Source organism: Nocardia sp. IBHARD005, from assembly GCF_052814245.1.
This window is the reverse complement of sequence record NZ_CP199935.1, coordinates 4,185,972-4,203,954: the sequence shown is the minus strand read 5'-3', so window position 1 is coordinate 4,203,954 and position 17,983 is coordinate 4,185,972. Positions and strand designations below refer to the sequence as shown.

Genomic DNA, 17,983 nt, shown 5'->3' with positions numbered 1-17,983 from the left:
CCCTCGGTGTTCGGCTCACTTCACCGCGACGACCTCTTCGGGCTCGCCCAGTGCACGCTGTTCCTCGATCGCCTCGGGAGTGCCGGGCACCTGTGTGCCACGCAGCGATACACCCTTGGTCTCGATGAGGAACAACGACGCGATCAGACCGACCGCGCACGCACCGAACATGTAGTACGCCGGAATCATGGTGTTGCCGGTCGCGCTGATGAGCGCCTCGTTGATCACCGGCGCGGTACCACCGAACATCGAGGTGGCGACGTTGTAGCCGATCGCCACACCGGCGAAACGCACGATCGTGGGGAACATCGCGGGGAACGTGGCCGAGATCGTCGCCAATTGTGGTGCGTAGAGCAGGCCGAGGATCGCGAAGCCTGCGATCGCGCCGACAAGCGAGGAACCGATCAGGTGGTAGACCGGGATCACCGCGATCATCATCGCCGCGCACGAGAACATCCACAGGGGTTTGCGCCCGATCCGATCGGAGAGAGCACCCAGGAACGGCAAGGTGCACAACATCGCGACCTGGCCGATCAGCGGCACCAGCAACGCATCGGATTCCTCCATGCCGAGGGTGGAACCGAGGTAGGTCGGGGTGTAGCTGAGCAACGAGTAGTTGACGACGTTCAGCGCGATCACCAAGCCGAACAGGGTCAGCACCGGACGCAGGTACTTGGTCACCAGATCGCGGTAGACGCCGGAGATTTCCTCGGTCTCGTCGTTGCGCTCGACCTCGCGGAAGACCGGGGTGTCCTCCACCCGGCTACGCAGATACATGCCGATCAGGCCGAGCGGACCGGCGATCATGAACGGGATACGCCAGCCCCACGAATTCATCGACGCGTCGTCGAGCACATTCACCAGCAGCAGGGCGACCAGATTACCGAGGGTGAAGCCGGCGAGCGTACCGACCTCGAGGAAACTGCCATAGAACCCGCGCTTGCGATCGGGCGCGTATTCGGCCATGAATGTCGCGGCACCACCGTATTCGCCACCGGCGGAAAGCCCCTGGATCATGCGCAGCAGGTACAGCAGAATCGGGGCGCCGATGCCGATCATGTCGAAGCTCGGGATAAGGCCGACGGCGAGTGTCGATCCGGCCATCAGAATAATCGTGGTGGCCAGTACCCGCTTGCGCCCGATGCGGTCGCCGAGCGGACCCCAGATCATGCCGCCGACCGGCCGGATCAGAAACGATACGGCGAAACCGAGCAGCGTGTAGACCATCCCGGACTCGCCGTCGCCGGGGAACAACGATTTCGCGATATATGTCGCCAGGTAGGCATAGACACCGTAGTCGAACCATTCGACCGCATTACCGATCGCCGACGCACCAATAGCGCGGTGCAGCACCGATTTCGATTCCCTTGCCATCCACAACACCCTCTCGTCGTCGCCTTCGACGAATACCCGGCCTCTTTACGAGCAAACGTTACGAGCGTGCGAAGACCCACATTTATGGCCGCTACCCTGCGAATACGCTCATTCGTCCGCCCCGCTGTTGACCCAACGGCGACCCGGTCAGGCGAGGGCGGCGAGTTTGTTTGCGAGGACGGCCTTTTCGCGTTCGTTGCCGCACCGCCGGATGGCGTCGGCGAGCTCCGCGCGGGCTTCGGTGGTGCGGCCGAGCCGGGTGAGCAATTCGCCGCGCACGCTGGGCAGCAGGTGCGAGGCGGACAGGGCGCCGGACGCGGCGATCTCGTCGACGATCGGCAGGGCCGCCGCGGGCCCGTCGGCCATCGACACGGCCACCGCGCGGTTGAGGTCGACCACCGGCGAGGGCGCGAGCCTGCCCAGCGCCTCGTACAGCACCACCACCCGTTCCCAATCGGTCCGCTCCACCGAGGGTGCGACCGCATGGCATTCGGCGATCGCGGCCTGCAGACCGTAGGCGCCGAGTCCACGTCCGACTTCACCGGCTTTCACCAGTGCGGCACGGCCGCGCCTGATCGCCGAATGGTCCCAGCGGCGGCGATCCTGCTGTTCGAGCAACACCGGCGCACCGTCGGGACCGGTGCGGGCAGGAAACCGCGCCGCGGTCAGTTCCAGCAGCGCGAGCAGGCCGTAGACCTCGGGTTCGGCGGGCATCAGCCGCGACAGCACGCGGGCCAGCCGCTGCGCTTCCCCCGCGAGATCGAAGCGGATGAGGTCATCGCCGGTGCTGGCCGATGATCCCTCGGTGAAGATCAGGTAGATGACGCCGAGCACCGAACCCAGCCGAGCCCGGCGATCGACGGCAGGCGGGACCTCGAAGGCGATCTCGGCCGCGCCGAGGGTCTTCTTCGCCCTGGTGATCCTGGCCTGCACGGTCGCGGTGGGCACCAGGCACGCCTTGGCGATCTCGTCGCTGGTCAGACCGCCGACGACGCGCAGCGTCAAGGCCAACCGCGCCTCCCGCGACAGCACCGGGTGACACGAGATGAACATCAGCGCGAGCACGTCGTCATCGATCTGATCGGGATCCCACCGCACGTCCCGCGTCGCACGCACGGGGTCGCCGCCGGTGAGCGCGTCGCCCTCGCCGAGGTCGGCGGCGAGGGCGGTGTAGCGGTCATCGAGGGCGGCGCGGCGCCGGAACGCGTCGATGGCCCGGCGTCGGCCGACGGTGAGCAACCACCCGGCCGGCTGACGTGGCACGCCTTCGCGCGGCCATGTCACCAGCGCCTCCGCGAAGGCCTCCTGGGCGAGGTCCTCGGCCATCGCGAAGTCGCGGGTATAGCGCGCGAGCGCGCCGACGATGCGGGCCGATTCGATCCGCCAGACGGCGGCGACAGCCTCGCGGCCGGTGTGGTCGCTCATCGTGATTCAGAGCTGGCCGGTGGCTTCACGCCAGGCGCGCTCCCTCATGACCCAGACATTGTCCTGTGGGAATTCGTCGATGCTCGGGACCCGGCGGATCTCGGTCTTGGTGCCCGGTACGACAACCGGCATGCGCTTGGCCCACTCGATCGCCTCCTCCTTGGAGGCCACGTTGAGAATGTAGAACCCGCCGAACAGTTCTTTCGTCTCGCCGTAAGGTCCGTCGGTGACCACCGGGGTCTCCGACGAGTAGTCGACGACCACGCTCTGAGCCGCGTCGTCGAGCCCCTCGGCGGCGACGAGTACCCCGGCGCTGATCAGCTCGTCGTTGAACTTGCCCATCGTCTCGAGCATCTCGTTGAAGTCGATGTCGGCCGCCGCCGCCCAAGCTTCATCGGTGGCACGCATGATCAGCATGTACTTCATGGTTTCGTCTCCTCGGATCGGTGTGGACCCGCCTGGCGGGCCCTGCGTTCATCCCTAGGTCGAACGGGCACCGCTGCGTATCGACACCCGGCCGAAATTTCTTTCGCGAGTGTTCGGCAGCCTACGACGAGTGGGTTGTGCGCGTGCCGACGACGGACACGAATCCCCGATTCGGGTATTCAAGATCGACCGGCGTGATACAGATCGAAGAGGTTTGTCATGCTGACAGCCACCTAGCGAAGGAGTCACTCGTGAGCGCAGTTCTCGTCGAGCAACGCGAGCATGTGCTCGTCATCGTGCTGAATCGGCCACAGGCCATGAATTCGGTCGACACCGAACTGAGCACCGGCGTCGGCGAGGCGCTCGAGCGAGCCGACGCCGATCCGGAGATCCGCGTGGTGGTCCTCACCGGCGCGGGCGAGCGGGCATTCTGCGCGGGCGCGGACCTGAAGGCACTCAGCCGGGGTGAGTCGATTCTGGCTGCGGGACACGAGGATTGGGGTCTGGCCGGGTATGTCCGCCACCCGATCAGCAAGCCGACCATCGCCGCGGTGAACGGTTTCGCGCTCGGCGGTGGCACCGAACTCGTCCTTGCCAGCGATCTCGCCGTCGCCGCCGAGACCGCCACCTTCGGGCTGCCCGAGGTCGCCCGCGGCCTGTTCGCCGCGGCCGGTGGCGCGTTCCGCCTGCCCGAGCAGCTGCCACGCAAGGTCGCGATGGAGATGATCCTCACCGGCGAGCCGATCACCGCGGCCCGCGCGCTGGAACTGGGCCTGATCAACCGTGTCGTTCCCGCCGCCGAGGTCCTCGATGCGGCGCTGGCACTGGCAGGCCGGATCGCCGGGAACGCGCCGCTGGCGGTGCAGGCGAGCAAGCGGGTGGCACTGGGCATGATCGACGGCAAGCTCGCCGACGACGCCGCCTGGGACCAGACCAACCGCGAGATCATGGCCGTCGCCATGACCGAGGACATGCGGGAAGGCGCCATCGCTTTCGCGCAGAAGCGCAAGCCGAAGTGGCAGGCGCGCTGACACGATGCGGATCCTGATCCTCGGCGCCTGGCGGTTTCGTCGGCAGCGCACTGCACGCGCAGTTCGCCGAGAACCATGAGGTCGTCGGGACCAGCCGGGGCAGGCACGGGCTCGTCCCGGTGGATCTCGCCGACACCGGCGCGGTGCGCGCACTCGTCGGGCAGGGGTTCGACATGGTGGTCCATACCGCCGGTGTCGTGGATCTCGGTGCCGCGCAACATGATCCCGCCGCGGCCTACGCGGCGAACGTCGCGCCGATGGTGCCGCTGCTCGAAGCCATCGGCACGACGGGCGCGAAACTCGTCTACCTGTCGACCGACAATGTCTTCGACGGCACGGCCGAGAACTACGACGAAAGCGCAACGCGCACACCGATCAACGTCTACGGCGAGACCAAGGTCGCTGCCGAGGACCTGGTCCTCGACCACGACCGCCACCTGGTAGTCCGGCTCCCGCTCGTCTATGGACGCAGCCCACTGTCGACCAAATTCCTGGCCCGCTTCGCCGCACCCGAGATCCCGGCACGCACCGATATCGTCTGCAATCCGCTGTATCTGCCGAGCCTGGCACCCGCGCTCGAGCAGCTCGCCGACGAATCGGGCGTCGTGCACTTCGCGGGCGCGGAAACACTGAGCCGCTACCAACTCATGACCCGTGTCCGCGATCACCTCGGCGCGCCGGCGCGCATCGTGGCGACCGATCGCTTCTCCGCCGTCCAGGACTGCCCGCGACCATTGCGCCTGGTCATGCGCAGTAATCGGCACAGCCTGCGCGGCCCGGACGTGGACACCGCCCTCGCCGATCTCCGCTGATCCCCTGTCAGGTGTCGACGCTCCGCGAAGAGTGAGTGTACAGTCACTCACATGAGCAAGCGCGGTGCCACCCTCTCCACCTCGGACGTCCGGCGGGACGCAGTTGTCGACGCCGCGATCATCGAGTTCGCCAAAACCGGCTACCACGGCACCCCGATCAACACCGTCGCCGCGCGCGCCGACATCTCCCCCGCCTACGTCTTCAAACTCTTCCCCGGCAAGGTCGCCCTGTTCGTGGCCGCGCTCGATCACTGCTTCGAACTCGTCGAACGCGCGATGTCAACGGGCGCGGCCAATTCCACCGCCGAGGACCCCGCCGGAATCCTGCACGACATGGGCGGCGCCTACGCCGAACTCATCGCCGACAAGAGTCTGCTGATGCTGCAGGTGCACGCCCAGTCCGCCACCGACATCCCGGAAATCGCCGACGCACTGCGCCGGGGACTGGCCAAGGTGACCACGTTCGTGCAGCGCCGCTCCGGTGGCACCCCCGAGCAGATCCAGTACTTCATCGCCTACGGCCAGCTCTGCCACCTCGTCACCACCCTCGGGCTCGACGGCAACGACAGCGCCTGGGCCACCGCCCTGACCACCGGCATGCGCCACCCGAAGGCCCACTGACCCCATCGCTCCAGCCTTGCCAGGTTGGAGTCTTCTTTCCACCCAGAGTAATTGACCAGTCACACACCATGGAAGGCGCCCCGATGAACACCACGACCGCCACCGAAATTGTCCTGCCCGGGCGAGTGGAGCCCAGCGGCCTGCTCGTCACGCAACGCGAACTCGCCCCACCCGGCCCCGGGCGCGCGCTGGTCCGCGTCGATGCCTCCGGGGTGTCCTTCGCCGAGCAGCAGATGCGCCGCGGCAAGTACTTCGACCAGCCGCCGTTCCCCTTCGTGCCAGGCTATGACCTGGTCGGCACGGTGACCGCGGCCGACGACGCGACGCTGATCGGGCAGCGGGTCGCCGCGTTGACCAAGACCGGCGGTTGGAGCAGCCACGTCGACCTCGACGCCGCCGACCTGATCCCGGTGCCGGATACGGTCGAGGCCGCCGATGCGGAAACCTTTGTCGTGAACGGCATCACCGCGTGGCAGATGCTGCATCGGGTCGCCGACGTCCAGCCGGGCGCGACAATCCTCGTCCACGGCGCCAACGGCGGTGTCGGCTCGACGTTGGTCCAATTGGCCCGTGCCGCAGGCATTCACGTGATCGGCACCGCGTCGACTCGCCATGCCGACGCGGTCGCCGCGCTGGGCTCCACCTGGATCGACTACCGCGGCAATGTGCCCCAACAGGTTCGGGCTATCGCGCCGCACGGAGTCGACGCCGTGTTCGATCACATCGGCGGGCCCGGAATCACCGACTCATTCGACCTGCTCGCCGACGGCGGCACCCTCGTTTCCTACGGAACGGCGGCCACCAAGAACGACGAGGGCGGCTCCCGGCTGCCCGTCCTGAAACTGTTCGCCCGCCTGTTGTGGTGGAACACGCTGCCCAACAAGCGAAGTGCGCTCTTCTACAACCTGTGGGCGGGCAGGCGCAACCTCACCCGCTTCCGTGCTCGTATCGCCGAAGATCTCGCCCAGGTTTTCGCGCTCGCCGCCGCGGGCACCGTGACCGCCCAGGTCGCGGCCCGCATCCCCCTCACCGACGCGGCCCGGGCGATGGAGCTCGCCGAATCCGGCACCGTCACCGGCAAAGTCGTCCTCGTCAGCGCCTGACCCGCGCACACACTGGAGATCGATCATGGACGTTTCCCAGCCCGGCCGGGTCCGGGCTGATCGTCGGACTGCTCTACCTGGCAGGCGGGGTCGCCTACCGCGACGTTCTGCAGTACACGCTCGGCGCATTGCTTGCCGTAAGTTCCACGGCCGCACTGTTTCTCGACGGCGCGTATCTGTACTGGGCGCTGGCACTGGCCGGTGGCGGCAGCTATCTACTCGCCGCCGCGATCGAGCCGCGCAGGATCGCCGCGGCGAGCTGAAACCTCCGCCGAGTGCCCGTCCGGAATTCCGGTCGGGCACGCTCGGCGTTCAGCCCTTCTGCTGCGCGCTGATCGCGGATCCCATCCATCGGCGCAGGTAGCGACGTAATTCGTCATCGGAGCGTGCCGGGTTGCCCGGCGACAGGAAGAACGACTGCATCGTGCGCAGGACATATTCGACGAGTTCGCGCAGGGCTGGCTCGTCGTAGCCGTGGGCGGACCAGTCGACATCGAAGCGGCGGATCATCGTCATGCCGAAGGCTTGAGCCTCGTCGGAGGTCATGCCCTCCGGGTGGGCGTTGGAGTACGAGCTCGACAGCAGAATGCCCAGGTGGGGGGTGCGGCGGACGTCGGTGAGGGTGAAGACGACGGCCTCTGTCATCGCTTCGACGGGGTCGCCGAGGCCGCTGACCTGGCGGGTGAGTCGATCGAGGAAATCGTCGACCGAGGCGATAGCCGATGCGGTCATGAGCGCGTCGGCGCTGGGGAAATACCGGTAGACCGTCTGACGGATGACGCCGAGCGATTCCGCCACGTCGGCGATGCTGATCTCCGCACCGGTCCGGCCGATGAGTTCGACTGCGGCAGCGATGATCCGGCGCGTCGCCTCCGCATCGTCACCCGGCGGACTGCCGCCCCACCCACGTCTACGCGCCACCAGGTGGACGCTAGCACAACCCCAGGTCAGGGCGAATTACCAGAAAGTGATCATACACTCGACGGCCGAATCGTATGATTGCTTGATCAACCGTGGCCGACAACGAGGTAGCCCCACCGTGACCGAACTTCACGTCCGCAAAATGGATTTCGCGTTCTCCGACTACGACGTGCCGTTTCTGTGGAACCCACAGAATCCGGCGTTCTCGTCGATGGCCAATGCCGTCTCGTTCCTGGCCATCGGCTTCGAGAAGATGATCGTGCAGCTGATCACGCAGGCGAAACCGCAGATCACCGACCCCGAGGTGGCCTCGGAGGCCGACGCGTTCATGCGCCAGGAGGGCCAGCACTCCACCGCCCACCGCCAGCATGTGAAGGCGCTGATCCGCCGCTACCCGGGGCTGCAACAGACCCTGGACGCGGTGATCGGCGAGTTCGACAAGCTCACCGCCGAGACCCCGGTGAAATACCGCCTCGCCTACACCGCCGACCTCGAGGCGACGTTCACGCCGGTGTTCAAGCTGATGCTCGACAACGACAAGAATCTGTTCGCCCCCGGCGACGACCGCGTCGCCTCCCTGTTCATCTGGCATTTCGTCGAGGAAGTCGAGCATCGCAGCTCCGCGCTGATCATCTTCAATTCGGTGGTCGACAATGAGCTGTACCGGATGCGGGTGGCGGCGTCGATCTTCCGGCACGTCCTGCAGGTGATCCGGGTGGCGTGCGAGGGCTTCAACGAGCATGTGCCGCTGGCGGATCGGCAGGTCGACGCGCTGTCGATGTTCGCCAACTACCGCAGGGGCCAGACTCTGCGCCGGTGGCTGCCGTTCCTGCAGCCTGCCGGCAACGGGACGATGCCGCGCGCGTTCGACGATCTCGGGCTGCGCGAGCAGCTCGTCGCACTGGGCGGCATCATCCGCAGTCAGATGCCACGGCACAATCCGGCGCACGAGCAGCTACCCGCACTCGCCGACGAATGGTTCCGCCGCTACGACGAGGGCTACGACGTAACCCGTTGGTACACCGCCGATTCCGTCAGCTCGTAGAAGGTAACCCCGATGGCCGACCATTGCTCGAACACCTTCGCCGAACTCGCCACCGAACTGGGCTTCTCTTGCGAGGAAGCAGGCGGACTCGTCGAGTTCCGCAGCCCGTTCGCCCTGGAGAACTGGACCCTGCCGGTCCTCGAACTCACCATCGTCGCCGGCGCGATTCTCGCGCTCTGGTACGCGATCGTGCGCCTGCGCCGCCACGGCGACCCCACCAACCTGGTCCTGTGGTTCGGCGCCACCGCCTACCTGTTCGTCATCGAACCGCCGCTGTACTTCCCGGCCGCGTTCGGCATCGAAGAACACGTCGACACGATGTTCGCGCACAACGTGTTCACCGTCGACTTCCTCTGGGGCCGACTGCCCCTCTACATCATCGCGATCTATCCGCTGATGGCGACGATGGCGTTCGGCATCGTCCGGATGCTCGGTATCTTCCGTCGATACGGAGTCCTGATCGGCGCCACCTGCGTGGGCTTCGTCCACCACGCCTTCTACGAGATCTTCGACCACCTCGGACCGCAGCTGCGCTGGTGGGAATGGTCGGTGGACAACCCGATCAACCAGCCGATGTTCGATTCGGTCCCGATGGGCAGCGTCGTCGTCTTCGCGGCACTGTGGCCGATGTCGCTGGCCTTCTGCGTCCAGTATTTCGTCGGCCGCCACGTCGACGACGGCAGACACTTCTCCGGTATCGAATTGACCTGGCGCACAGTCGTGATCGGCCTGCTCGCCTCGGTCGGCACCTTCGTGCTCCCGCTCCCCGCGACCGTCATCGGCATGAGCAACACCACCGTCCGCGGCGTCGTCTACGCACTGGAACTGGCCGTCCTCGCGGTGGTCGCCGGAGTCGTGCTGGTTCGCCAGTGGTCCCAGCTCCGCCGAGACACCGAGGCAGCTCCGCAATACACCGACCCGTTCGTGCAACGATTCAGCGCCCTCTACCTCGCCGTCTTCGCCTTCCTCTGGATCGCGTCACTACCCGCCTTCTTCGACGCCGTCGACGGGCAGACGAGCAACGGCGACCCCATCGGAAACCTCTGGTACACAGCGGCGTGCTTCGCCATCGCAATCGCCTCGGTCCTGGCCACCTTCACCGTGCCACGCCCCCAGCCGACCCCGGACTCCCCCGCTTCGGCGACTTCGGAGGTGTCCAGCTGATCCAGTCCCATGGTTGCGCACCAGTGTTGCCGCCGCGCTCCCCCACGACATGGATGGGCTGGCACTAGAAGCGGATGATGTCGGCGCCCGCACAGGCAGGCGCCGACATCATTGCCTACTACAGCTGGTCAGCCGCCGTGCGATGGCGGAGCAGATGCCGCCGATACCCCGACCTGCGCGGCCGGCTAGTCGTCAGGGGACGCGCGGCGGTTGCGTTTGGTGACGCCGCGCCGCTTCTTCGCGGAGATGCGACGTTCCTTCGCTCCGCGCGAGGGCTTGGTGGCGCGGCGAACAGGTGGCGGGGCGGCAGCGGCGTCACGCAGTAACGAGGCCAGGCGTTCGCGGGCGGCCGCGCGGTTCTGTAGCTGTGCGCGTTGCTCTGATGCGGCGATCGTGAGCACCCCGTTGACCAGGCGGGTGGCCAGGCGGTCGAGCATCCGGGTGCGCAGCCACTCCGGCACCGAGGGCGAGTTGGCGAGGTCGAACGACAGCTCTACCCGGCTGTCGGTGGTGTTGACGTGCTGCCCTCCCGGACCGGACGACCGTGAGAACCGCTCGCGCAACTCGGACGCGGGAATCACCAGCCCCCGAGTCACGGTCAGGTCCTCTGCCATGATCCGACGCCGCACTTTCCGATCCGCGAGTCGACCTGACCACGCCGGTCTGGTTGCGACTGAGTGCCGACCTTGTCGTTCATGTTAGCGATGACCTTGTCGACGTGAAACAAGCAGGCTGTCCGCCAACGATTTACGCCACTAGGCGAACCGGGTGGTCAGCTCGGAGGCGATCTTGTAGTGGCGCACGAGGAATGAGCGTTCGTCGAGCTTCTTGCGCCGCAGCCAGCCAGTCACCTCGGCGTTGCACTTGCTGGCATTGCACGACCCACACGCGGGCACGACATTGCCGAGCGTGTAGCGGCCACCGCGAGAGATGGCCTGCACGCAATCCCTCTGCAGCGAGGTGACGAGGGCGCCGCAGTAAGCACACCCACCCCAGGACGCCTTGAGCGCGTCCCACTGCGCGTCGGTGAGATCATGGGTGACCTGAGCCATCCGCTTCTTGCGCTTGCGCGCGGCCCGAACCTGTTTGCTACCACCAGTCGGCACGAGGGGTGACAGTACGCGTCGCGATGGTCAACAGTCGGAGGCCGGGCACACTGTTTCCGTCACAGTCCGCACCTTGGAGACCGGCTCTGGCTTTGTTGCCAATCCACCTGGCTCGCGTTCAGGCCGTCGCCAACGCACCAAAATGCCGATGAGGGCGATCGCTTCGGTGATCTGCCTCGTCCAGCGATCCGAGTGTCAGGGATAGAGGCGACTTTCAGAATCGCGGCATAAGGCGTCTGCCTCGAACAGGATCGGGTGCTGCTTGCTCGCCATGTAGCCGAAAGCGGCGAAACCACCTGGACGCTTCCGGTTATCCGGCAGACCTGAAAATCGACGGCCCGACATATCTGGGGCCGTTGGTGTGCACGGTAATGCCGATGCGAGTGCGGGGACCGATTCCGCGAGGAAGTGGCGAACATGGCTCACCGCGGATACGGCGGTGCCTCAGGGCCAGGCTCAGCAGGTGCCGTTCTGCACCGGATAGTGGATGACGACTGCACCACCGGTGGCGTAGTTGGCGACATCGGCTGCTGCCTGCTGGCCCTGCGGAGACTCCCTCGCCGCGGTCATTGCCGCAGCGTCAGCGAACTCGGCCTCGAAGACCGCGAAGTACGGCGTCTGTCCCTGCGTCGCTGCCACCTCGAAGCTGTAGCGCCACGCGAGCAGGCCGGGCATGCGCATGACCAGCGGGAGGTGGTTGTTCACGTAGTAGTCGCGGAAGTGGTCGGGATCGGCGGGCTCGGGATACAGGACCATCAGTTTGTGCACAGCGACCTCCGTTCGGCGGCGGGCGACCACAACACCTTCGGAGATCTCGGGTCGTCGCCATACCAGCACCACCCTAAAGGCACACGATCAGGAGCACGAGCGAAAATCCGCTCATGCCGCGACCTGCGCGGTTCAGGCTATTCGTGCGAACGCAAGATCCCGTGGCTTGAACCACCACGAGTCGATGACAACATCGGTCGGCGTTCGGGCGGCCAGTGCCCAGATCGTGTCCATGGCGACGCCGCCCAATTCCGGTACGTCGACAGCATTTTCGATACTGGCGGCTAGCGCTTCCTTGACGGCGTCTTTGGATAGGAACCACGCGTCCAGCGACCGCGCGAGCTCGGCGCCCAACGTCGTCTTGCCCGCCCCGGGTAGTCCGTTCACCAAGACCAGAAGTCCATCCACGCAATAGATCATCGCTCAACGTCGATCAAGTCCGCCGGAACGCACCCTTGTGCCACTGCGCGCGCGGCTATCCGCCACGAGGACCTGCCCGGGTATCGGCCACTCGCAACCGATCGCGGTTGCCTCGCACCCGCGGCTCCGGCGGCTCACACGCAGTCTGCTTCGACGCCGAGTGTGCGAGGGTGGAGGACATGACGGTAGAACGGTTCGAGGTCCAGCGGCATGTCACCGCGTCACCTACGGAGATCTTCACGCTGCTGTGTTCCCCCGAAGGGCATGTAGCCATCGACAGTTCGGGCATGCTGCAATCGGCGGAGGGGAAACCCGTCACGGGTGTCGGCGACGAGTTCGTCGTGCACATGGACCGCGAGTCGCTCAACGACCTTCCGATGGGCAAATACGACGTGACGGTGATCATCACCGAATTCGAGCAGGACAAGCGGCTCGAATGGACGATCTCGGGCACGATCAAGCCGCCGATCGAGCACCGGTACGGCTATCGCCTGGAGGCCGACGAGACCGGCACACTGGTCATCTCGTACTACGACTGGAGCAATATCGCGCCCCGCTATCGCGAGGCGGCCATCTTCCCGATCATTCCCGAGTCGGCACTACGAGCCACCCTCGGCATTCTCGCCCGCACCGTCCAGAGCGGCCTATAGGTCTGGCTCACCCGCACGACTCGCGTCTCCGCGCTGCGTCGCTGTCCAGTCGCGGATCGCGGCGACGAACTCCTCGGGTGCGTCGGATTCCACGTAGGTGCCTGCGCCTTCGACGATCACGGTCTTGTGGTCGGTGAAGGTCGCTTCCAGGCGCTCGCGTTCCTGGGGACGGAAGGCGATGTCGGCGTCACCCCACACGATCAGTGTCGGCAGGTCGGCGAGGTCGGTAAGGCCGGCCTCGACTTCGGCGAAGAAGTCCCGGCTGGCGAGGACCCGGCCAGGGAGTACCGCGGAGGCCTGGCGCCTCCCGGGGGTGTCCAGTGCCCGGCGGTAGTGCGACATCTCGGCCGCTGTCGGCTTCCGCCTGCGGTGGCCGGTGGGGATGAACGTGTTGACGAGGACGTTGAATCGCCGGATCAGGAATCGGCTCGGGAGTCCGCCGATGACGCGGGAGAAGGCCTCGAAGTGGAGGATGCCGTTGAGCGGCCACGCCCAGGTGTTGGCGAGCACCAGCCGATCGAAGACGCCCGGCCGCCGCTGCGCGACCGCCAGGCCGATCAGGCCGCCCCAGTCCTGCCCGACCAGAGTGACCTCATCGAGGCCGAGCGCGTCGACGAACCCGGTGACCACGTCTGCGTGTTCCTCAGGCAGGTAGCGGTAGCCCGGCTGCGGTGTCGACAGCCCGAAGCCCGGGTAGTCGAGGGCGACGCACCGGAAGTCCTCGCGCAGCGCGCGGATCACGTCGCGCCAGAGGAACGACCAGGTCGGGTTGCCGTGCAGGAACAGGAGTGTGGGACCTGACCCTTCGTCGATGTAATGCACGGTGTGCCCGTCGATATCGATGAATCGGCTCTCGAACGGGAACAGATCGTCGTCGACCCAGCTGGGCCGCACGCTCTTGGTGATATCGGCCATGGCGGCCCCCTCTTGGCTCGGCATCGACGGTATGCTTGAGCTTGTCACGCGCACTTGAGAATTTCAAGCGATAGTAGGAAATGATGCGTAGTTACGGCCAGTACTGCGGGCTCGCCCGGTCCCTCGAGGTCGTCGGCGACCGGTGGAACCTGCTCATCGTCCGTCAGCTCCTGATAGCCCCCGCCCGCTACCGCGACCTGATCGACGGACTTCCCGGCATCGCGACCAACCTGCTCGCTGACCGACTCCGCGACTTCGAGGCTGCCGGCGTGGTCGAGCGGCGACTGGCGGGCGAGGGAAGCGTCGTCGAGTACGCCCTCACGCCGTGGGGCGCCGAGCTGCGCCAGCCGATCGACAGCCTGATCCGCTGGTCCACCCCGTTGATGTCCCGCGGCCCCGCCGACGGTGACTCCTTCCGCCCCGGGTGGCTCTCCCTCGCCGTCCCCGCCCTGCTCGACACCCGGGTCGAGGTCCGCCCCTCGGCGACGGTCGGTCTCGAGATCGGCGACCCGCTCCTCCAGCTCCGCGCCACGAACTCCGGCTTCGAAGTCGGCCCCCACGACGGCCGCGACCTCGATGCGACCGTCCGTGCCGACCCCGCTTACATCCTCGGCCTCGCGGCCGGCGCCTTCACCCTCAGCGTCGCCCTCACCCTCGGACTGGTCGAGATCGACGGCGACGAGTCCGTCGTCCGCACCGTCTTCGCCGCCTGAGGGGGCCGCTCCGGCAGGCGCACGGCCGGCAATATCCGAGCTCACCGCGCCATCGTCGTGGACGAGGTCAATTCGGTTGTCGCCCAACGCATACCGGATTGTGTGCGGGGTCGGTCCGAGCTGGCGGGTGATCGCGCCGCTGTCCCGCGAGCGCCCACGGTGCCCGACTATTGGGCGCCGCGACCGGTGAAGTCGAACGGCCCGCCGTCGATGCCCCAGGAGATGATCCGTTCGGGGTGAATTCGGATGATGGTGCGTTCCGGGGGCGGGAACGGTGGTTCCTCGTCATCGAGCACCTCGGCCTTCCCGCGTACCTCGATGCCGCGAATCACGTAGGGCTCCAAGGAAACCTGCTGGTCGATGACGAACGACACCCGGCTGCCCGCCTCGACATTGCGGCACTTTCGACTGGCACGCATCCGCATGCCCCCGATGTCGATCGTGCCGTCGGCGTTCACCCGATAGTTGGTCGGGTTGTTCTGCACAACACCCTCCGGCGACACCGTGGCCAGCCGACCGATCCCGGCCTCCGCGAGGAACTGCTGTTCATTGATGGTGAAGGTCATGTCGCTTACTCCTCGGTGAATTCGATTTCAGGTGCGCCCCGCACCGCGTGCTCGGAGATCAGAACAGGATCAGCGCGGCGCACAGGCCGGCGATGGCGATGAACTGCAGGGTGACCCGGTACTTCAGAATGCTGTCCCACTTGTCCTGCAGCGCACGGGCATCGGCCGGAATGATGCCGCTCTGGGCAGCGGCGGTCTGCTGGGTATTGATCGGCTTGGCGATGCGAACGTAGAAGGCGAGCCAGGTGAGCAGTGCCGCCACCGTGATCCCTGCCGCGACAGCCGCGCCGATCCGGCCGGCCGCCAGCGCGATCACCAGGGTGAGCACCGCGGTGACCACACCGCCCACCCCGAAGACCGGCATGCGTTTGTCGCCGTAGTAGTGACCCCATCCCGCACTCACGGTCACGGTCGCGTCATCGAGCTTGCGGTACACGGACCGCATGATCAGGGCCCCGCAGACATCGGTGCCATAGACGATGGCGTTGGCGAGAACGGCGACGGCGGCGATGATCTGGCCGGTGACAATGAGCATTTTCGGCTTCCCTTCCTACTATCTAGCATCGCTAGAAATTGGAGCAACGGTAACACTCGTCCGTCGGCCTGTCTAGCGCCGCTAGATTTCAGATGGCTACCGCGGCGGACCCTCAGGCCTCGCCGTAGAGCTGACGGAAGTCTTCGAGGGTGCCGGTGTAGTACTCGTAGTCGTCGACGAGGTGTGCCCGGGTGATCCTGTCGGGCTGCTCGCGCGCGAACTGTTCGCCGAGTTCGGACCAGAATGCCTCGGCAGGCAGCCTGCCCGCGCCTTCGGGCAAGAACTTCATCGCTTCGACGACCGTCTCAGCCGCGAACTCCCAATTCAGCTCAACAGTGGTGCGGTCCTGACCAGGCTGGGCGGTGTAGGCCATGTCCGCCTCGAGTGCGCGGCGCGCGAACGTCTGGGAAATCATGATCCACTGGCCGGCATCGATGAGCTGTGAAACGCCGAGGCCATAGACACGTCCCAGCCGGCGGCTGACGTCCTCGGACTGGTACCGCACCGCAACGTCGCCGAGCTCCGAATGGAGAGTCCACGCTTGCGTTCCTTCGGTCAGCGAGGTCTCGGGCGGGCCATGCCTGGCCTCATCGGATGCGGCCACGAGGCTCAGGTAAATGGTCGCTTCGGCCAGGGTCCTCGCAGTCAGCATCAATTCGCTCCTGTCACCGAAACCGCTTCCCCGACCACTGGACGGCCAGGCTTTCACCACTTGGTTATGCCCGCCCGCCAGCGGTGGCACTCGCCGTTCGACGATGTTGGTACAAGATTGTTTTGGCACCTTGGGGCCGGAGCCCCACCCAGCAATCCCGAAGCCCCAGGGAGAGCAGAGCCAGCCCAAGCGTGACGCGCGCGCGAAACCCACTGGTTCGGCAAGCCCACCAACTGATTTCGCCTGAGCCACCAGCGCGGACGCTGACCACGCTCAGCACTACAGCGCGATTCCGAGCGCTCGCTTCGCACGATCAACCACTTCCGCCGCCGCGCCCTCACCGTTCACCACCGCAAACTCCAAGGCACCCTCGGCCGCCCGCTGCTGATACCAGTCGCGAAGGGGTTGAACCTCATCGTTGAACCGCCGACTGAGCGCCCGCCACCAGAACTCGTGGCACCGATCCGGTTCGAGTTCGGCGGCAACCTTCGCGATAAGGGCATCCTCGGACATGTCGACAATCAGCGCATGGTCGATCGCGACGCCGACCGCGTCCAGCGCGACCCGTAGTCCCACGGTCGCCGGAAGTCCCAGCAACAGGTATCCGCCGGATCGGAGGTCGACGAGCTCAGCCGATGCGATCGAGGTGACAAGGTGATCGGGAATCCGTTCCCCCGCATCCAGGAAAGATCGCGCCCGCCTGCCGAGCTCGGTCTCGTTGACGATGGACGGGCGAAGCAGTTTCGCAGCGGTGTAGACGGGGATGGACAGCTCAGCCCGAGCCCATTCGACGACCGACTCCACGCTCGACCCGCCCACACCGAGCACGCTGATCCTCATGTGCGCTCAGCGCCGTTCGGCCACACCACATCAACCCGAAGTCCCCGCTCACGCGCCGAAACGACAACCGTCCCGGTACCTGCCCGCAGGCCGACCTTCCCGTCCCACACTGCGATCATCCGATCGGCCTCGCCGACAAGGACCGCGTTGGCGGCCTCGTACGCGTCGCGGCCTGCGGTGTCGAAGTCCATCACCCGAACCGTCGTTGCGCGGTCGATCAGCGCGTCGAACTGCGCCAGGTGGTCCGGCTGCACCTTCGCCTCCCGGTAGTCGCGCAAGGGCAACACCACCTCGAGGTGTCCACCCGCGTCGAGGACCGCTTCGGCGAAGATGCTGTCGGCGCCGCGGGCGATACAGGAAATGCCGACCAGATTCGGCGTGTCGGCGATCAGGTCGGCGATCGCCTCGCGAACGATCGGGACCGTGTCGGCGGGGAGGTTCATGTGGCCGGTGACGCTGATTCGCATTGCGCCATGATGCCGGATCGATCAAACGGTTGAAGCTGATCCGCGGCTCGGAGTAGGCGGCCTTTGCTACGGTCCCGCCAGACGCTCGACGTATTCCGCACCCCACTGGTTCAACTCGGTGACGAAGCCGCGCAAAGCTTTCCCGGTCGGGGTGCGCGAATACTCCACGCGTGGTGGGACTTCGGGGACGGCGTGTCTGCTGACGATGCCGTCTTGTTCCAGCTCGCGCAGTTGGCGGGTGAGTACGCGTGGGGTCACCTCGCCGGCCTTGCGGCGCAATTCGCCGTAGCGCAGGCGCGCTCTCGCCTTCGGCTGGATCAGCGTCTTCCACCCACTCGGCGCGGGCGCGATGGCCCTCACCGGCGGGCTGATCCGCGACATCAACGGCTCCTACACCCCCCTCGGGATCACTGTAGCCCTCGCCTGCCT

The 17,983-nt window shown here is 66.3% G+C and carries 23 protein-coding genes and 1 pseudogene; 9 read left to right on the top strand and 15 right to left on the bottom strand.

Annotated elements, in window-relative coordinates:
- Positions 1-15 precede the first annotated feature (15 nt).
- From ACTWPB_RS19840 to ACTWPB_RS19830, 3 genes are all read right to left on the bottom strand, one after another.
- Complete coding sequence (locus tag ACTWPB_RS19840) at positions 16-1,374, bottom strand: MFS transporter (RefSeq protein ID WP_446222085.1); 1,359 nt, start codon at positions 1,372-1,374, stop codon at positions 16-18.
- A gap of 147 nt (positions 1,375-1,521) precedes the next feature.
- Positions 1,522-2,799: an RNA polymerase sigma factor gene (locus ACTWPB_RS19835; RefSeq protein WP_446222084.1), complete on the bottom strand. Its 1,278-nt coding sequence runs from the start codon at positions 2,797-2,799 to the stop codon at positions 1,522-1,524.
- Positions 2,800-2,805: 6 nt separating this feature from the next.
- Positions 2,806-3,225 (bottom strand): YciI family protein, encoded by a 420-nt coding sequence (locus ACTWPB_RS19830; protein WP_446222083.1) that lies wholly within the window; start codon positions 3,223-3,225, stop codon positions 2,806-2,808.
- Between the two features lie 251 nt (positions 3,226-3,476).
- Here ACTWPB_RS19830 and ACTWPB_RS19825 point away from each other — a divergent pair, with 251 nt between their 5' ends.
- The 5 genes and pseudogenes from ACTWPB_RS19825 (at position 3,477) to ACTWPB_RS19805 (ending at position 7,055) form a co-directional block, all read left to right on the top strand.
- On the top strand, positions 3,477-4,256 hold the full coding sequence (locus ACTWPB_RS19825; RefSeq protein WP_446222082.1) for a crotonase/enoyl-CoA hydratase family protein: 780 nt from the start codon (positions 3,477-3,479) through the stop codon (positions 4,254-4,256).
- Positions 4,257-4,297: 41 nt separating this feature from the next.
- A pseudogene (locus tag ACTWPB_RS19820) lies at positions 4,298-5,068 on the top strand (SDR family oxidoreductase); the annotation flags it as partial.
- A 51-nt stretch (positions 5,069-5,119) separates the two neighbouring features.
- Complete coding sequence (locus tag ACTWPB_RS19815) at positions 5,120-5,689, top strand: TetR/AcrR family transcriptional regulator (protein ID WP_446222081.1); 570 nt, start codon at positions 5,120-5,122, stop codon at positions 5,687-5,689.
- Between the two features lie 83 nt (positions 5,690-5,772).
- Positions 5,773-6,792, top strand: coding sequence for a medium chain dehydrogenase/reductase family protein (locus ACTWPB_RS19810; RefSeq protein ID WP_446222080.1), 1,020 nt, complete (start codon positions 5,773-5,775; stop codon positions 6,790-6,792).
- Between the two features lie 128 nt (positions 6,793-6,920).
- Positions 6,921-7,055, top strand: a complete 135-nt coding sequence (locus tag ACTWPB_RS19805) for a hypothetical protein (protein ID WP_446222079.1) — start codon at positions 6,921-6,923, stop codon at positions 7,053-7,055.
- Between the two features lie 49 nt (positions 7,056-7,104).
- Here the strand turns inward: ACTWPB_RS19805 and ACTWPB_RS19800 are convergent, their stop codons facing one another.
- Positions 7,105-7,713 (bottom strand): TetR/AcrR family transcriptional regulator, encoded by a 609-nt coding sequence (locus ACTWPB_RS19800; RefSeq protein ID WP_446222078.1) that lies wholly within the window; start codon positions 7,711-7,713, stop codon positions 7,105-7,107.
- A 118-nt stretch (positions 7,714-7,831) separates the two neighbouring features.
- Here ACTWPB_RS19800 and ACTWPB_RS19795 point away from each other — a divergent pair, with 118 nt between their 5' ends.
- Together ACTWPB_RS19795 and ACTWPB_RS19790 are read left to right on the top strand one after the other, a co-directional pair.
- Positions 7,832-8,758, top strand: coding sequence for a metal-dependent hydrolase (locus ACTWPB_RS19795; protein ID WP_446222077.1), 927 nt, complete (start codon positions 7,832-7,834; stop codon positions 8,756-8,758).
- A gap of 12 nt (positions 8,759-8,770) precedes the next feature.
- On the top strand, positions 8,771-9,922 hold the full coding sequence (locus ACTWPB_RS19790) for a hypothetical protein (RefSeq protein WP_446222076.1): 1,152 nt from the start codon (positions 8,771-8,773) through the stop codon (positions 9,920-9,922).
- A gap of 185 nt (positions 9,923-10,107) precedes the next feature.
- Here the strand turns inward: ACTWPB_RS19790 and arfB are convergent, their stop codons facing one another.
- From arfB to ACTWPB_RS19770, 4 genes are all read right to left on the bottom strand, one after another.
- Positions 10,108-10,536 carry an alternative ribosome rescue aminoacyl-tRNA hydrolase ArfB gene (arfB, locus tag ACTWPB_RS19785; RefSeq protein ID WP_378662109.1) on the bottom strand — a complete coding sequence of 143 codons (429 nt, stop codon included), beginning with the start codon at positions 10,534-10,536 and terminating at the stop codon, positions 10,108-10,110.
- A 141-nt stretch (positions 10,537-10,677) separates the two neighbouring features.
- A complete protein-coding gene (locus ACTWPB_RS19780; RefSeq protein WP_446222075.1) occupies positions 10,678-11,028 on the bottom strand; it encodes an HNH endonuclease in 351 nt (116 codons plus the stop codon).
- Positions 11,029-11,484: 456 nt separating this feature from the next.
- Positions 11,485-11,796 (bottom strand): EthD family reductase, encoded by a 312-nt coding sequence (locus ACTWPB_RS19775; RefSeq protein WP_446222074.1) that lies wholly within the window; start codon positions 11,794-11,796, stop codon positions 11,485-11,487.
- A gap of 132 nt (positions 11,797-11,928) precedes the next feature.
- The gene (locus ACTWPB_RS19770) at positions 11,929-12,204 is read right to left on the bottom strand and encodes an AAA family ATPase (RefSeq protein ID WP_446222073.1); all 276 of its coding nucleotides are present in this window, start codon (positions 12,202-12,204) and stop codon (positions 11,929-11,931) included.
- A 191-nt stretch (positions 12,205-12,395) separates the two neighbouring features.
- Here ACTWPB_RS19770 and ACTWPB_RS19765 point away from each other — a divergent pair, with 191 nt between their 5' ends.
- Positions 12,396-12,866 carry a polyketide cyclase gene (locus ACTWPB_RS19765; protein WP_446222072.1) on the top strand — a complete coding sequence of 157 codons (471 nt, stop codon included), beginning with the start codon at positions 12,396-12,398 and terminating at the stop codon, positions 12,864-12,866.
- Here the strand turns inward: ACTWPB_RS19765 and ACTWPB_RS19760 are convergent.
- Positions 12,861-13,805, bottom strand: coding sequence for an alpha/beta fold hydrolase (locus ACTWPB_RS19760; RefSeq protein ID WP_446222071.1), 945 nt, complete (start codon positions 13,803-13,805; stop codon positions 12,861-12,863). The genes ACTWPB_RS19765 and ACTWPB_RS19760 overlap by 6 nt on opposite strands.
- A 59-nt stretch (positions 13,806-13,864) precedes the next feature.
- On the opposite strand from ACTWPB_RS19760, the gene ACTWPB_RS19755 reads away from it, so the two are divergent.
- The gene (locus ACTWPB_RS19755; RefSeq protein WP_446226421.1) at positions 13,865-14,494 is read left to right on the top strand and encodes a winged helix-turn-helix transcriptional regulator; all 630 of its coding nucleotides are present in this window, start codon (positions 13,865-13,867) and stop codon (positions 14,492-14,494) included.
- A 167-nt stretch (positions 14,495-14,661) separates the two neighbouring features.
- On the opposite strand, the gene ACTWPB_RS19750 is transcribed toward ACTWPB_RS19755, so the two are convergent.
- The 6 genes from ACTWPB_RS19750 to ACTWPB_RS19725 form a co-directional block, all read right to left on the bottom strand.
- Positions 14,662-15,060 (bottom strand): PPOX class F420-dependent oxidoreductase, encoded by a 399-nt coding sequence (locus ACTWPB_RS19750; RefSeq protein ID WP_446222070.1) that lies wholly within the window; start codon positions 15,058-15,060, stop codon positions 14,662-14,664.
- A gap of 58 nt (positions 15,061-15,118) precedes the next feature.
- A complete protein-coding gene (locus tag ACTWPB_RS19745) occupies positions 15,119-15,595 on the bottom strand; it encodes a DUF1772 domain-containing protein (RefSeq protein WP_446222069.1) in 477 nt (158 codons plus the stop codon).
- Between the two features lie 112 nt (positions 15,596-15,707).
- Complete coding sequence (locus ACTWPB_RS19740; RefSeq protein ID WP_446222068.1) at positions 15,708-16,499, bottom strand: hypothetical protein; 792 nt, start codon at positions 16,497-16,499, stop codon at positions 15,708-15,710.
- A gap of 27 nt (positions 16,500-16,526) precedes the next feature.
- A complete protein-coding gene (locus tag ACTWPB_RS19735) occupies positions 16,527-17,087 on the bottom strand; it encodes a nucleoside monophosphate kinase (protein WP_446222067.1) in 561 nt (186 codons plus the stop codon).
- Positions 17,084-17,554 carry a hypothetical protein gene (locus tag ACTWPB_RS19730; RefSeq protein WP_446222066.1) on the bottom strand — a complete coding sequence of 157 codons (471 nt, stop codon included), beginning with the start codon at positions 17,552-17,554 and terminating at the stop codon, positions 17,084-17,086. Before ACTWPB_RS19730 ends, ACTWPB_RS19735 begins: the two co-directional genes overlap by 4 nt.
- A 66-nt stretch (positions 17,555-17,620) precedes the next feature.
- Positions 17,621-17,935, bottom strand: coding sequence for a winged helix-turn-helix transcriptional regulator (locus ACTWPB_RS19725; RefSeq protein ID WP_446222065.1), 315 nt, complete (start codon positions 17,933-17,935; stop codon positions 17,621-17,623).
- Positions 17,936-17,983: the final 48 nt, after the last annotated feature.